17 protein-coding genes are annotated in these 14,890 nt (G+C 56.1%); 5 read left to right on the top strand and 12 right to left on the bottom strand.

The features are described 5' to 3' along the window. The 9 genes from VG99_RS15590 to VG99_RS16400 all read right to left on the bottom strand — a co-directional run bounded on the left by VG99_RS15590 (window position 1) and on the right by VG99_RS16400 (window position 5,829). Window positions 1-396, bottom strand: coding sequence for a guanyl-specific ribonuclease (locus VG99_RS15590; protein ID WP_076939702.1), 396 nt, complete (start codon window positions 394-396; stop codon window positions 1-3). 34 nt (window positions 397-430) lie between these two features. Then, window positions 431-910 carry a winged helix-turn-helix domain-containing protein gene (locus VG99_RS00395; protein ID WP_204216652.1) on the bottom strand — a complete coding sequence of 160 codons (480 nt, stop codon included), beginning with the start codon at window positions 908-910 and terminating at the stop codon, window positions 431-433. Between the two features lie 90 nt (window positions 911-1,000). Continuing rightward, on the bottom strand, window positions 1,001-1,495 hold the full coding sequence (locus tag VG99_RS00390; RefSeq protein WP_044497635.1) for a hypothetical protein: 495 nt from the start codon (window positions 1,493-1,495) through the stop codon (window positions 1,001-1,003). Window positions 1,496-1,590: 95 nt separating this feature from the next. Continuing rightward, window positions 1,591-2,454: a TIR domain-containing protein gene (locus tag VG99_RS00385; RefSeq protein ID WP_044497634.1), complete on the bottom strand. Its 864-nt coding sequence runs from the start codon at window positions 2,452-2,454 to the stop codon at window positions 1,591-1,593. A gap of 118 nt (window positions 2,455-2,572) precedes the next feature. After that, window positions 2,573-3,418 (bottom strand): TIR domain-containing protein, encoded by an 846-nt coding sequence (locus tag VG99_RS15585; RefSeq protein ID WP_082049946.1) that lies wholly within the window; start codon window positions 3,416-3,418, stop codon window positions 2,573-2,575. 100 nt (window positions 3,419-3,518) lie between these two features. Next, window positions 3,519-4,124 (bottom strand): hypothetical protein, encoded by a 606-nt coding sequence (locus VG99_RS00380; RefSeq protein ID WP_044497633.1) that lies wholly within the window; start codon window positions 4,122-4,124, stop codon window positions 3,519-3,521. Between the two features lie 123 nt (window positions 4,125-4,247). Further along, a complete protein-coding gene (locus VG99_RS00375; protein ID WP_158023851.1) occupies window positions 4,248-4,643 on the bottom strand; it encodes a hypothetical protein in 396 nt (131 codons plus the stop codon). Window positions 4,644-4,719: 76 nt separating this feature from the next. After that, complete coding sequence (locus tag VG99_RS00370; RefSeq protein WP_044497630.1) at window positions 4,720-5,538, bottom strand: hypothetical protein; 819 nt, start codon at window positions 5,536-5,538, stop codon at window positions 4,720-4,722. A gap of 84 nt (window positions 5,539-5,622) precedes the next feature. Further along, window positions 5,623-5,829 (bottom strand): KTSC domain-containing protein, encoded by a 207-nt coding sequence (locus VG99_RS16400; RefSeq protein ID WP_076939701.1) that lies wholly within the window; start codon window positions 5,827-5,829, stop codon window positions 5,623-5,625. A 616-nt stretch (window positions 5,830-6,445) separates the two neighbouring features. On the opposite strand from VG99_RS16400, the gene VG99_RS00365 reads away from it, so the two are divergent. From VG99_RS00365 to VG99_RS00350, 4 genes are all read left to right on the top strand, one after another. Continuing rightward, on the top strand, window positions 6,446-9,295 hold the full coding sequence (locus VG99_RS00365; protein ID WP_044497628.1) for a valine--tRNA ligase: 2,850 nt from the start codon (window positions 6,446-6,448) through the stop codon (window positions 9,293-9,295). Between the two features lie 105 nt (window positions 9,296-9,400). After that, a complete protein-coding gene (locus tag VG99_RS00360) occupies window positions 9,401-10,372 on the top strand; it encodes an ABC transporter substrate-binding protein (RefSeq protein WP_044497627.1) in 972 nt (323 codons plus the stop codon). 57 nt (window positions 10,373-10,429) lie between these two features. Then, entirely contained in the window at window positions 10,430-11,320 is an 891-nt protein-coding gene (locus tag VG99_RS00355; RefSeq protein ID WP_044497625.1) for an ABC transporter permease, read from the top strand. Beyond that, a complete protein-coding gene (locus VG99_RS00350) occupies window positions 11,320-12,114 on the top strand; it encodes an ABC transporter ATP-binding protein (protein ID WP_044497624.1) in 795 nt (264 codons plus the stop codon). Before VG99_RS00355 ends, VG99_RS00350 begins: the two co-directional genes overlap by 1 nt. A 50-nt stretch (window positions 12,115-12,164) precedes the next feature. On the opposite strand, the gene VG99_RS00345 is transcribed toward VG99_RS00350, so the two are convergent. After that, window positions 12,165-12,437: a hypothetical protein gene (locus VG99_RS00345; protein WP_044497623.1), complete on the bottom strand. Its 273-nt coding sequence runs from the start codon at window positions 12,435-12,437 to the stop codon at window positions 12,165-12,167. 21 nt (window positions 12,438-12,458) lie between these two features. After that, complete coding sequence (locus VG99_RS00340) at window positions 12,459-12,713, bottom strand: Rho-binding antiterminator (protein ID WP_044497622.1); 255 nt, start codon at window positions 12,711-12,713, stop codon at window positions 12,459-12,461. 319 nt (window positions 12,714-13,032) lie between these two features. Here VG99_RS00340 and nhaD point away from each other — a divergent pair, with 319 nt between their 5' ends. After that, complete coding sequence (gene nhaD / locus VG99_RS00335) at window positions 13,033-14,406, top strand: sodium:proton antiporter NhaD (protein WP_044497621.1); 1,374 nt, start codon at window positions 13,033-13,035, stop codon at window positions 14,404-14,406. A 39-nt stretch (window positions 14,407-14,445) separates the two neighbouring features. Here the strand turns inward: nhaD and VG99_RS00330 are convergent, their stop codons facing one another. Next, window positions 14,446-14,778: a YnfA family protein gene (locus VG99_RS00330; protein WP_044497620.1), complete on the bottom strand. Its 333-nt coding sequence runs from the start codon at window positions 14,776-14,778 to the stop codon at window positions 14,446-14,448. Between the last annotated feature and the right edge of the window lie 112 nt (window positions 14,779-14,890).

Genomic DNA, 14,890 nt, shown 5'->3' with positions numbered 1-14,890 from the left:
TCAGTGCCCCCTGATTCGGCTAAAGGAACGGTAGTGATCCTCGGTGTAATAGAACTCCACTGGCGGGTTACCACCGGTCACCACCCGGCGCGGCCCTCTGTGCGACAAACCGGGCGTGTCCACTGTGTATTCCCGGTAATATCCCCGCGGCTTGCTTGGCAACAATCGCTCCCGATTTTCGAAGGTGATGCCATCGCGTTGGTAAGGGAATGGACCGTTTCGGCTAATCCGCCCCAGCGTCTTCTGCAGCTCCTGTTCCTGCGCGGACAGGTTCGAGTAACCGGCAGAGTCGGACTGAGTAGAGCCGCCGCTATTAAGCAGAGCATCAAGATGCCCACCCTGCTGAAGTTGGAACAGGCCAAAGGCGAAGACCAGAACAAGTAAGATTTTCTTCACAGAAAGTACTCAAGAGTCGCAAGAATAATCGGTGTCAGTTCAGCTCGGTGCCGTTGTTGCTGGCATACCCACGCTTTAACGAAGTAGCAGCGAGTTGTCGCTGTTCTGGGGTCGTGGATGACGGCTCGCTCTCAGTAGTGTGGGTAACCTTCTCGGTTCTGTTCTTGCTGCTCGCCTGCCGAAATTCCTGAAATTCTTCGAACCGCTCCAGATACTTGATGTCAATTTTTTCAGGTGCTTCAGCGAGAATCTTTCGGTCTCGCTCAGAAATATGAAAGCGCCCCCGCTTTGGTGATTCCAGGACCCCTGCCTGTGTGAGATAGACCTTTGCCCATGCCACGCGATTTGCAAATGTCGTTTGCCGACCACTTGGCAGCCTTTCCCGTAGATCCTCTTCGGAAAGTCCCATTAACTTGGCGAGCCCGTCACGAGCTTCTTGCATCGTATGTTCTTCGCCATCAGCGGAAAACTTGAGCAATGGAAACATCAATGATTGAAAGTCAGGTACAGCCAAGGGGTACTCCCATTTTTTACCTATAACGTTTGGTTATGGGGCCGGCTTTAGCCGGTCCCAGTGAGCGAAGCGAACGGTTTGAACCAGTTGTTATGTTTCTTTTTCAGCGCCACCAGCTAAACCTTTAAGTAAAGCTTCCATAGCATGGGCACCATCAGTTAATGCCCAGCGTTGCTGTAAACGCTTTACACCGTCTTCTTGCTCGTTGATAAGCACGCCGCTAGCGATGGCAAATTCTTTGGCCATTGAATATGTGTCAGGCTGCTCCCCCTTGAATTTCTCTAACATAGCTAAGCTGGCTAGCATGAAGCCTCTTCTCTCGCCATCGTTTCCTCTGGAAGAGTTTTTGAGAATTTTGGCAGCTTGATATTCAATGCTTTTCAGCTCTGCTACTTGAGATTCCAATAATTTATTTTTCGCCTCCACAGAGGCTGAGTCATAGATAAAGAAAGCTGTAATAGAAACAAGGATAAGCGCATAGGATACGTGTATGAGCTTTGATTTAACGCCGGCTAGTTGCATGAGATAGCTTATTATTGATGCTAGTCCGCCAATGATTCCTATGGTAATTGTCAGATTATCCAAAGGTACTGCTCCTTGAAACGTAACGCCCGCAGCACGCGCGGCTTTGTAGTGAAGGCGAAGCCGCAACGGAAAAGCTGTCGCTGTGGCTGGCCTTGTTATACGCGGGCATCGCTCCTGTACCCATCCATGTAATAGATGGAGTTGTGGCTCCACTTGTCGACGCCGTAGACTTTAGCGCCTTGCGCAACAATGACTGATATTGAAGAAGCTCCATGAAGGGGAGGGATTATCACGTCGCGATCAACAAAGTAGACGTGATGATCTCTGATCTTGACCTCTTTAAGATAGCTCTCTTTAGCCCCGTCTTCCCAGGCTTTGATCTCGGCGGGAGTCGCTGGCTTTGCGATGGAAAAGAAATGGTGCTTTATAGACTCGTGGAGCTGTTGTGCTTGCTCCTGCGCCCTCTGAACGTCGTGCCCGAGGCTCCATAGTTGCGACTGGGTATGGTTGAGCTGGCTTTTGAGAATCTCAACTTCGCTCGTGGATTCCGTTTTGTTTTTCTGCGATTCGATTTTTTTAATCGCCTGCTTTATCTTCGCGCAGCAGCCGGTTACGGCATCGGACAGATTTTCTTCTTGGTCGTCGTAAAAAGATGCCGTAACGCCAGCCAAATCGGTGGGAAGTCGAAAGGCCGTCTCCGCCGATTTGGGAACCAAGATAAAGCACCTTTCGAGCCCCAGTGCGCCGATAAACATACCGAGCTCGAGGATTACGTTGTCTCTTACCGCGCTATATTCCTTATCTCTGATAATGCTTTTGTCGTCTGGATGGAACACGAAAACGCTGTAGTCAGCTTCCTTGGTTTTGTCGATGAGCGTCGTGATGGTAATGGAGGACAGGTCGAAAGCGTTTTCCCACAGCCTGACTCTAAGCTCTTGTTCGAGTTTTATATGAACCGCCTCTGCCACAGGTATCGCCTCGGAAGAGGAGGCTATAAACACGGTTGGTTTGTTGTTCATATTTGGTTACTCATGTTCGATTCCTTGCAGTGCTTCTGAGTGCATAACGTTTGGTTAAGGGGCGGGCTTTAGCCCGTCCCAGTGAGCGAAGCGAACGGTTTGAACCACTTGTTAGGGCTTACATAGCTTCATTTAAGTCGACTTTTAAGCCAGCAACCTTTAGCTCTTTAGCCAAAGTTAGCCGCCATGCGCCTGCTGCATCGATATCTATGTATAGAACGCCAAGAAAATCAGAAGGTATTTCTACGTTTCCTTTTCTTAGAACGCATACACGATTCCTTCCTATCTTGGCAGCCATATAACCAAGCTCAACCAAAACGTTCTGTCTGGCACGAGGCTGGAGGTTTCCTGGTGATGCCGAACTTGCGCCCACGTCGTCAGGGGTAAATAGAACGACGGCATATGCAGCGTCAGTATGTTTTTCTAGTTTCTCAATAATGGTTTGTCCTTCATTTGCTTGCTCATGAAGGATTACTGCGTTCAAGCCTAATTTCTCAATGAATCTTGCCGATGACTCTTTAGCTTGTTCATCGTGGCCGTGGACAATAAACACATTATTGCTATTTCCAGAGATCACGCTTCCTTTGGTATTTTTTATTTCTTGCTCTTTAAATAACAGATCATGTGTGTAGTCTTTTCCAGATGACAGGGGTAGCAATCGACGATCTGTTGCCAAATCAGCTATGCCAGAACCCCTCATTCTATAGTTATGCTGTTCGGCATAGTGAGATTTTGGCTGTGGAGTATTTGTAATTTTAATTTTTTGGATGTCATCAATATTTTTGATTACCATTCCGTCAACAGTAAACGCTCTTCCAGAATGCCAAGGCGTTATGATTTGTTGGCTAAGCTCATCAAACGTTAGATCGTTGAATACAGCAGATCTATCTTTTTTCTTGCTATCTCCGGCTAGCTCTACATGGCAGTGCCAGTACTTGTCAGGGAAAATGTCTATTTCTTCCATATGCTGAATTCACCTACTCTTCTCAGTGCCCTAACGTTTAGCTTAAGCTGCGTCCACGTCAGAGCGAAGCGGAGGCGCGGGCGTCGGCTTGAAGCTCTGGTTATGAGATTGCCGCAGCGAGCGCATGAAGTGCTGGGATTGCAGCAGGCGCCAAAGCGCCGAAAAGCTCAATGTGCGATGAAGCCAACCCAACGAAATCTCGGTAGTGCTTTAAGAACGACGGCTTATCTTTAGCATCAAAGGCCTCCTTAAGTTCGTCAATCTTACCTACGAGTTCGCTCTGATAGGGTGGTCCAACGTCATGTTTTTTGACGATGCTTTCAAGACTTTGAAAAAGGCTAGATACACTTTGCTCGGTTGTGATTTTTACCGTTGACCGGCCTGTGGCGGTAACGTTATTGATGACCCCAGAGTTGTTGCCATGGACCACGGTGCTGTTAGTAACGGGCCTCATGATTTCGTTGTGAGGAATGTCATTTTCAATCATTTTCATACCTCTTGGGGCGATCTCTAAGAAACCGTCCCATGAGTCATCAATCATTTCCCATGTTTGACCCTCGGCCAAATTTTCCGAAATGAGATACTTGGCGATACGCGCCGATTGAATCTTGGAAAGACCAAGCACCTTTGCTGGCTGCTCAACTCTATGCTGTCCCGGATTTTGGTAGAGCCACAACAGGTATTTCTGTCTTGTCTCAGGCGTCATTGCGCCCCTCCCGAATCTCATAACGCCAGCGCACAACGGCGCTCTTGAAATGGAGGCGCAGCCGCAATGTAAAGAGCGTCCGGCGGCCGCAGGCCGCGAATTGATGCGCCTTGTTAAACGTTTTTAGCCCGCCGCCTGGTACCTCTCATACTCAGAAACCAGAAAAGGTGGGCCGACCAATAATAGAAAACACAGCAGGTAACTGCCGATGCTGCCGCCACCTGACGTGGCAATGCGATATATCAAAAATGGCAGAACCAACGCGCAATATCCAACCATCCACAGCTTCAGCAGGCCATGCCGACCGATGAAATCCCCAAGCGACTGTTGCTCAGCTCCGTAGCCTCTCCAATTCCTGATCTCAGGGTTTAACAACGGCCACAAAGAAAACAAAACTCCGAGTATCAAACCAGTCTTCAGGCGATACTCGTGCGGTAGCTGAAATACCACCGCGAAAGCCACCAGCCATACGCAGCCGATGACCCAGTTTTTAACCATAACTTTCTGGGCTGAGGTCATAGACGTTTAACGCTTGGCTTTGCGGCGTGCCGGAGCGCAGCGTAGGCGCGTCCGACAACAGCCATTTGTTAAAATGTCAGTCCGCGTCAGGGTCAAAGGTATGCTCCGGGTAGTAGCGGAGGACCTTATACATTTTGGGCGTTCCCCTCACAGTCTCAACCTCTACATCAACCACATAAGCGAGTTCATGCCAAGGCTTCCCAAATTTTGGTTCCGCATGCAGCATCTCATCCTTTACCGCATTATTCTCGAAAATTACCTTTAAGGCTGATTTCGAGAGGTCATCGATGATTGCTCGATTACCTGTGTCTGAATTCGGATCAAATTTTGTCTGGTACCAATACATCACCTTTCGGGTATGTATATTGCCTTCGGGGGTATCCATGTCGGATATCAGGTTTCCGATTCGGTTCTGCATGGCATTTGCTTCGGTGGAATTGATGATGAATTGCTGGATTACCTTGCCATTGTCGGAAACATTTATGTTCATTTGAGAGCCATTATCCTTCGCCACAGGCTCAACAAATTTGTTCCACTCTTGAAGATCCTGCTTTGTTAGCTCTTTTGGAGGTTTCTCTGCTCTACCCAATAACCAGCCACAAATCCCCTCTGCGACTTTGGACCATTGAGCCAACGAACCACCTTCCCACAGCAGAGGTACTATTGGTGCAGCATGGGAAATTAACTCAACAATGATTGACCCGCTACGAACCTCTTTAATCAGTAACTCGGAGCCTATATCCGTTTCCCGATTGGTCTCAGACTCGACAAACTTTTGAAACTGATGATTGAAAGCCAGTAAAGAGAGCGATAGATCTTCCAGACCGACAGGATTTTTGTTATTGATTTTTATCTCAAGCCGCTTGCTGAGATCAATCTCCATTATATTGTTCATATATTTTCCTGACATTTCATCAGTATAGCGAAGCCACTCACTGATGCCATTAGCTTTATCATTGCCTTAAAAATTAGCACCAAATCAGCACTGATACCGATCCTTAATGTATTGGTGGTAATAGCGTCCGACAGAGCCAGAACTTATAAAATCATGGAACACTGATTCTGGAACGCCACAGAACGTGTAAATCGGATGGCTATCTTCGAAATCGATAAACATTCTGGAACTGGTAGCATCATATCCGATTTTTCTTATGGCTTTTGAGCTTACAGAAACCCACTCAATCATGATGCTCTCCCGAGATTTTAACAGTGATTAGACCGCATGCGGCACTAACACATAACAGTGACTGCGACCTAACTCCGCTTCATCGAAATTACGCCGCCTGAAATACGCTTAAAAAACAATGCTTTATAGATCTCGCCACAGCCACCCCGTATTCGCTTGACTGCGTCTTTTCATGAACCCATTACTACTGGATAAAAACCCAGCTCATCAGCCACGCTACCGCCCCACCCTCAACAGGCAGGCAAGCCGGTACGCTCTCAATTCGGGTATGGAAGGTAAGGCTGTCCTTGCCCCTTGGGCGGGAACGGCTGCGATCCATGCTTTGAGGTCAACATAGCCCAGAGAATGGCGCTTGGCCATAGTCGGAAAGTCATAGAGGGTGAATAGATGTCGGCGCGGCGTTCGACCGGCGCTCAATGCACCCTGCACGCCACGCAAACAAGGATGCGACCACCCTCCCTCCTCGCTATAATGGCCGTTTTTGCGACTCTGTCTCACGGCGCGCGGAGTTCCTGCATCTATAGCCCTACCGATCGGCGGGCCGGGCGGGACTCCTGTAAACTGCCGTAGCATCCTATTTCGTCGCCAGCCATATACCGGACAGCCAAAAACACCCATGGATAAAACCTACCAGCCCCACGCTATTGAATCTTCCTGGTACCAGACCTGGGAGCAGAACAATTATTTTGCTCCGCAGGGTTCTGGTGAGTCGTACACCATTGCCCTGCCGCCGCCGAACGTGACCGGTAGCCTGCACATGGGCCATGGCTTCAATAACTCGATCATGGATGCGCTTATCCGTTTCCGCCGCATGCAGGGTCGCAATACCCTCTGGCAGCCGGGTACTGACCATGCGGGTATTGCCACGCAGATGGTGGTGGAGCGGCAGCTGGGGGCTCAGGGTGTGAGCCGGCATGATCTGGGCCGGGAGAAGTTTCTGGAGAAGGTCTGGGAATGGAAGGAAAAGTCCGGTGGTACCATTACCGGGCAGATTCGCCGGCTGGGCAGTTCGGTGGACTGGAGCCGTGAGCGCTTCACCATGGATGAGGGTATGTCTGCCGCCGTGCAGGAGGCCTTTGTACGCCTGCACGAGGACGGGCTTATCTACCGTGGCAAGCGGCTGGTCAACTGGGACCCGGCGTTCCACACCGCCATTTCCGATCTGGAGGTGGAGAACCACGACGAGACCGGCTCGCTGTGGCATTTGCGTTATCCGCTGGCCGATGGCGCGACCACGGCTGATGGCAAGAATTACCTGATCGTTGCCACTACCCGCCCTGAGACCATGCTGGGTGATACCGCTGTGGCGGTGAACCCGGAGGATGAGCGTTACCAGGCGCTGATCGGCAAGTTTGTCGAACTGCCTTTGGTGGGCCGGCGCATTCCGATTGTTGGCGACGACTATTGCGACCCGGAGTTCGGTACCGGCTGCGTGAAGATCACCCCGGCGCATGACTTCAATGACTATGAAGTCGGCAAGCGCCATAACCTGCCGCTGATCAACGTGCTGGACAAGGACGCAGCGATACTGGCTACCGCGCAGGTGTTCAATGTCGACGGCAGTGTGAATACCGAGGTGGACGCTACCCTGCCCGCTGCCTATGCCGGGCTGGACCGCTTCGAGGCGCGCAAGCGCATCGTCGCTGATTTCGACGCTGCTGGCCTGCTGGAGAAGATCGAGCCGCACAGCCTGAAGACGCCCAAGGGCGACCGCTCCGGTGCGGTGATCGAGCCCTGGTTGACGGATCAATGGTACGTGTCCACCAAGCCGCTGGCCGAGCAGGCGATTGCGGCGGTGGAAGATGGCCGCATCCAATTTGTGCCCAAGCAGTACGAGAACATGTATTTCTCCTGGATGCGCGACATCCAGGACTGGTGTATTTCCCGCCAGCTGTGGTGGGGCCACCGCATTCCAGCGTGGTATGACGAGGCGGGTAACGTTTATGTCGGCCGCGATGAGGCAGAAGTGCGCGCCAAGCACAACCTGGGCGATGCCGTTCTGCGTCAGGACGAGGACGTGCTGGACACCTGGTTCAGCTCGGGCCTGTGGACCTTCTCCACCCTGGGCTGGCCGGAGCAGACCGAGGCGCTGAAGACCTTCCACCCCACCGATGTGCTGGTAACCGGTTTCGACATCATCTTCTTCTGGGTGGCGCGCATGATCATGATGACCATGCACCTGATGAAGCATGAGGACGGCAGCGCGCAGATTCCGTTCAAGACCGTTTATGTGCACGGCCTGGTGCGTGATGGCCAAGGCCAGAAGATGTCCAAGTCCAAGGGCAACGTGCTCGACCCGCTGGATATCGTCGACGGTATCGACCTGGAATCCCTGGTGGCCAAGCGCACCAGCGGCATGATGCAGCCGCAACTGGCGGCGAAGATCGAGAAGCAGACCCGCGCCGAGTTCCCCGAGGGCATCGCCGCCTACGGTACCGACGCGCTGCGCTTCACCAACCTGTCGCTGGCCTCCACCGGCCGGGATATCAAGTTCGATATGGGCCGGGTCGAGGGTTACCGCAACTTCTGCAACAAGATCTGGAACGCTGCGCGCTACGTGATGATGCAGTGTGAGGACAAGGATGTTGGCGTGAATGGCGAGCCCGTTGAACTGACCCTGGCCGACCGCTGGATCATCTCCCAGCTGCAGCGCACCGAGGCGGAAGTAACCCGCCATCTGGATCAGTTCCGTTTCGATATGGCCGCCACTGCCCTGTACGAGTTCATCTGGAACCAGTATTGCGACTGGTATCTGGAGCTGTCCAAGCCGGTCCTATGGGACGAGAACGCGCCGGCCGAGCGCCAGCGTGGTACCCGCCGTACCCTGGTGCGCGTGCTGGAAACCGCCCTGCGCCTGGCCCACCCGTTCATGCCCTTTATTACTGAAGAGATCTGGCAGCGCATCGCACCGATGGCCGGCGTCAGCGGCGACACCATCATGCTGCAGCCCTGGCCGCAAGCGGCAGATGACCGCATTGATGCCGCCGCCGAAGGGGATATTGAATGGCTCAAGGGCTTGATCCTGGGCGTGCGTAATATCCGTGGCGAGATGAACATTGCCCCCGGCAAGGCACTGGAGGTATTGCTGCGCAAGGTCGGCTCCGAGGATCAGCGCCGCCTGAGCGAGAACGAGGCGTTTCTCAAGAAGCTAGCCAAATTGGAGTCGATCACAGTATTGTCCGACTCGGACGAGGCGCCGCTGGCCGCCACCGCACTGGTGGGTGAGCTGGAAGTGCTGGTACCCATGGCTGGATTGATTGACAAGGACGCGGAACTGGCGCGTCTGGACAAGGAAATTGGTCGTCTGCAGGGTGAAGTCAAACGCATCGGCGGTAAACTCGGCAACGAAGGTTTTGTCGCCAAGGCGCCGCCGGCGGTGATCGAGAAGGAACGCGCGAAACTGGACGAGGCGGAAAAGGCCCTGACCCAGTTGAGCGAACAACGGGCGCATATCGCCAATCTGTAAAATCGGGTTCACGGAATGGGAAAAACGCGGCAAGAAGCCGCGTTTTTCTGAACCTGGAAACAACAACAATCAGACTGGGCCGCTGCCGGCCCGATAGGATAGGTAATGAAGTCACCCATCGGTAAGTGGTTGTCCCTTGGCGCCTTGGCTATGGCCCTGGCGACCCCGTTCTCCAACGTTGTTGCCGAGACCAAGTCGGTAGCCGCTACGGCCATCGTCGAGCACCCGGCGCTGGACTCGGTACGTGACGGTGTTCGCGCCGCACTGGAAGCAGCCGGTTACAGCGGCGACAACCTCAAGTGGCAATATCAGACCGCCCAGGGCAATACCGCGACCGCCGGGCAGATCGCCCGCAAGTTCGTCGGCGATAAGCCCGACGTGATCGTCGCCATCGCCACCCCGTCCGCCCAGGCAGTGGTCGCCAGCACCAAGTCGGTGCCGGTGGTCTTTGCTGCGGTAACCGATCCGATAGCCGCCCAGCTGGTCCGTAATTGGGAACCCTCTGGCTCCAACGTGACTGGCGTATCCGACGAGCTGGAGCTGGATCGGCAGATGGAGCTGGTCAAACGCGTCCTGCCCGAAGCCAAGCGTGTAGGTATGGTCTACAACCCCGGCGAAGCCAACTCGGTGGTCGTGGTCGAGCGTCTGCGCGAGCTGCTGCCGACCATGGGCATGACCCTGGTTGAAGCTGCCGCGCCGCGTACCGTCGATGTGAGCTCCGCTGCTCGCAGCCTGGTCGGCAAGGTGGATGTGATCTACACCAACACCGATAACAACGTGGTGTCTGCGTACGAGTCGCTGGTCAAGGTCGGTACCGATACCAAGACCCCGTTGATCGCCTCCGACACCGACAGCGTCAAGCGTGGCGCCATTGCTGCACTGGGTATCGACTACTACCAGCACGGCGTGCAGGCCGGTGAAGTAGCGGTGCGCGTGCTCAAGGGTGAAGCCCCTGGCAGCATCGCACCACAGAAAAGTGGCGAGCTGAGCCTGTACATCAACCGCTCCGCCGCTGCGGCTCAGGGTGTCACCCTGTCCCAGGAGCTGATCGACTCGGCCGCCGAGATCATCGACTGATCTGCCCTGCGCCGGCGTCCCCGCCGGCGCAGCCGTTCACCAAAGGCTTAACATCCCATGTCATTGTTTTCCCTGTTTGGCGCCCTCGAAGTCGGCCTGATTTTCAGTCTGGTGGCGCTCGGTGTATTCATTTCCTTCCGTCTGCTGCGCTTTCCCGATCTTACGGTAGACGGCAGTTTCCCGCTGGGCGGCGCCGTTTGCGCCGTGCTGATCGCCAATGGCATGGACCCGTTCCTCGCCACGCTGATCGCCACCCTGGCCGGCGCGCTGGCGGGCATGGTCACGGCAGTGCTCAATGTGCATCTGAAAATTATGGATCTGCTGGCCAGCATCCTGATGATGATCGCGCTGTACTCGATCAACCTGCGCATCATGGGACGCCCGAATATTCCGCTGATCATGGAGCCCACCATGTTCAGCATCCTGCAGCCCGAATGGCTGGCCGACTATATCGCCCGCCCGCTAATCCTGCTGCTGGTGGTACTGGTTGCCAAGTTCATGCTGGATGCCTACTTCTCCACCCGCCAGGGCCTGGCCATCCGCGCCACTGGCTCCAACCCGCGGATGAGCCGCGCCCAGGGTGTGAACACTGGCGCCATGGTCATTCTCGGTATGGCGATTTCTAACGCGCTGGTCGGCCTGGCCGGGGCCATGTTCGTGCAGACCCAAGGCGGTGCGGATATCTCCATGGGCATAGGTACCATCGTCATTGGTCTGGCGGCGGTGATTATTGGCGAGAGCATCCTGCCGGCGCGGCGCATTATCTTCCTGACCCTGGCCGTGGTGATCGGTGCGGTGATCTACCGCTTCTTCATCGCGCTGGCGCTCAACAGCGACTTTATCGGTCTGCAGGCCCAGGACCTGAACCTGATCACTGCCGTGCTGGTGGTGATTGCACTGGTCATCCCGCTGATCAAGCAACGTCTGACCCGCAGGAGGCACGTCTGATGCTCAGCGCCCAGAACCTGAAAATCACCTTCAACCCCGGCACGCCGATCGAGACCAAGGCGCTGCAGGGGCTGTCGCTGGAAATACCCACCGGCCAGTTCGTCACCGTGATCGGCACCAACGGCGCCGGTAAATCGACCTTCCTCAATGCGGTTTCCGGTGACCTGTCAGTGGACAGCGGCAAGATCCTCATCGATGGCGACGACGTGACCCGCCTGCCGGTATGGAGCCGCGCTGACCGCGTGGCCCGGGTATTCCAGGACCCGATGGCCGGCACCTGTGAGGACCTGACCATCGAGGAAAACCTCGCCCTGGCCCAACAGCGCGGCGGCAAGCGCGGCCTGCGCAAGGCGGTGCAACGGGAGATGCGCGACGGCTTCCGCGAGCGCCTGTCCACCCTCGGCCTGGGTCTGGAAAACCGCCTGACCGACCGCATCGGCCTGCTCTCCGGCGGCCAACGGCAGGCCGTGAGCCTGTTGATGGCCGCCATGCAGCCGTCCCGCATCCTGCTGCTGGACGAACACACCGCCGCCCTCGACCCACGCACCGCTGACTTCGTACTGCAACTGACCGCGCGTATCGTCGAGGAAAAAAAGCTCACCACCATGATGGTCACCCACAGCATGCGCCAGGCGCTGGATGTGGGCGACCGCACGGTGATGCTGCACCAGGGGCAGGTAGTACTGGATGTGGCCGGTGACGAGCGCAAGGGGCTGGATGTACCCGACCTGCTGCGCATGTTCGAAACCGTGCGCGGGGAGAAGCTGTCCGATGATGCCTTGCTGTTGAGCTGAGGACTTCCAGGGTGTAGCGCGCCTGCGCTACGCCCTTGCCAGGGCCGTGGCTACCATCCCCACCAGCGGTTCACCCGGAACATCCCGTGCCAGATCTTGCCCAGCAGCGTTGGAAACAACCGGGGCGCGGCGAAGGCAATGAGCGCAAACAACACAACTGACACCAGCAAATACCGGCTGCCGACGAACCCGCCCCAGAACGCCAGCTCCCTGTTGACCCATAACCAGATGAGCGCGGCGGTGGGTATCGAGACGAAAAGCGAGAACAGTGCTGCCATCAGGCGTGAGCCGACTGTTTCGTGTTGCGTACGTGGTCCTGACATTGAGCATCCTTGCGTCACTAGCTAGCGGCCGGGTCCAAAGCGAACCTGGGTGAAGTGGTTATTCTCGACCAGCGCCGTCATCGCTTCAACATCCGTTAACACCACCCACTCCTGATCCCCGCCAATGTCCATCAGCAGGCATTCCTCACGCTGCTCGTTATAGCCGGTATCCAGCGGCGTGCCTTCGACCTGGCGGCCGTCGGTCCAGCGCAGGGCGATGGGGATGCGGTACAGGCAGGCGATCTCGAGGTAGTCGGATTGGTCGCAGGTGATCATGGCGGCTCCGGCGTCAGTGGTCATGACAATGAACGAACGGGTTCGATCAGAGTGTAGCTCCCTCCGACCGGACTGAAGGTCCCATTCCGGACCCAATCGCACCATCGCTACCCCTGCCCCGCCGCTTGAGGTAAAGTCCGGCACCTGTAACAGGATGTGTCGTGTCCGATGGACACGGAATTGACCCGTGACAAGTCCATGGCGCCGTCCAAGGCGGACAATAGCTCACCGGACCCGGACCGCTGCCGCAAACCGCGAACGGTCTGCAGGGCGGGTCTGGTTTCGCGCATGTGATCTCATATAGGAAGGAGTCGGATTGATGTATGTGTTGATGGCGGTCATCTTTGTAGTTGGCTATCTCTGTATAGCGCTGGAGCATCCGCTCAAGCTCGACAAGGCGGCTTCGGCCATTCTCACGGCCGCGCTGACCTGGGCGGTACTGGTACTGGGGGCCAACGAGATATTGCCGACCCTGGCGCTGGGCACCAATGATCCGGCGGACTCCTCTGGCATCGTCGTCAGTGCGCTGCGCCATCACCTGGGCGAGATCGCTGAAATCCTGTTCTTCCTGCTCGGCGCCATGACCATCGTCGAGCTGATCGACGCCCATGGCGGTTTCAAGGTCATCACCGATCGCATCACCACCCGCAAGCGGGTGTCGCTGCTGTGGATCATCGGCCTGCTGACCTTCTTCCTCTCCGCCGTGCTGGATAACCTGACCACCACCATCGTCATGGTGTCGCTGCTGCGCAAACTGGTGCGTGGGCGGCCGGAGCGCTGGCTGTATGTGGGTGTGGTGGTCATTGCCGCCAACGCCGGCGGCGCCTGGTCGCCCATTGGTGATGTGACCACGACCATGCTCTGGATCGGCGGTCAGATCACTGCACAGCAGGTGGTGGTGGAGCTGTTTCTGCCCAGCCTGGTCTGCCTACTGGTACCGCTGGCGATCCTGAGTGTGCGCTTGAAGGGCGATGCGCCCCGGCCCCGGGTTCGTGCCCACGTGGCCGAAGGCGGCCACGCGACCACTGACCGTGAGCGCAACATCGTTCTGGCGATGGGTATTGGCGCCCTGCTGTTCGTGCCGGTATTCAAGACGGTGACCGGGCTGCCGCCGTACATGGGAATCCTGTTCGGGCTGGGTGTGCTCTGGGTCGCCACCGAAATCATGCACCGGAACAAGAAGCCTGAGCTCAAGCATCCGCTGTCGGTGATCGGGGTACTGCACCGGGTCGATACACCGAGCATTCTGTTCTTCCTCGGCATTCTGCTGGCGGTATCCAGTCTGGCCACAGCTGGTCATCTGGGTCAGATCGCCGTGGCGCTGCGGGATGGTCTGGGCAATATCTTTGCTATCAACTATGCCATCGGCCTACTGTCGGCGGTGGTCGATAACGTGCCGCTGGTGGCCGGTGCCATGAAGATGTATCCGCTGGTCAGCGACGGCATGCTCGCCTCGACCGCCGCCTCCGAAACCGATTGGGTCGGCCAGTTCGTTACCGATGGACGCTTCTGGCAGCTGTTGGCGTTCTGCGCGGGCACCGGTGGCAGCAGCCTGATCATAGGTTCGGCGGCTGGCGTGGCGGCCATGGGTATGGAGAAGATCGGCTTCTTCTGGTACATCAAGCGCGTCAGTCTTCTGGCCTTCCTCGGCTACACGGCCGGGGCGCTGGTCTACTTCCTGATGTATATGTGAGCGATGCTGCCGAGGCGTTCTACCGCCTCGGCCGGCTTCTCAGATACCGCGTGGCGCGAACATGATAATCGCCATACCGCTCAGCGCCACCGCCGTCCCCACCAGGTCCCACATCGTGGGTCTGACCCCATCGACGGTCCATAGCCACAGGATCGCCATGAAGATATACACACCCCCATATGCCGCGTATACCCGGCCCGCCGCGGTCGGGTGCAGCGACAATAGCCAGGCGAACGCCGCTAGACTCAAGGCACCGGGTACCAGCAGCCAGATGGTCTTGCCCTCGCGCAGCCAGAGGTACGGCAGGTAACAGCCCAGGATTTCCGCCAGCGCGGTAAGCAGAAACAGGCCGAGGGTTTTCAGTTCGGACACGGGAATACCTCGGGTGGAGTGTAAGGCAGCAGGGGATGCTACGATCCCGCGCAACCATGTTCAAGCGCGTTCAAGCCCGGGTAACATGTCGCCCAGTTGGGCTCACCCCCAT

The organism is Pseudomonas saudimassiliensis (assembly GCF_000939975.1).
GTDB classification, from domain to species: Bacteria; Pseudomonadota; Gammaproteobacteria; order Pseudomonadales; family Pseudomonadaceae; genus Halopseudomonas; species Halopseudomonas saudimassiliensis.
The sequence above is the reverse complement of the archived record's forward strand: the minus strand, read 5'-3'. Positions and strand labels throughout refer to the sequence as shown.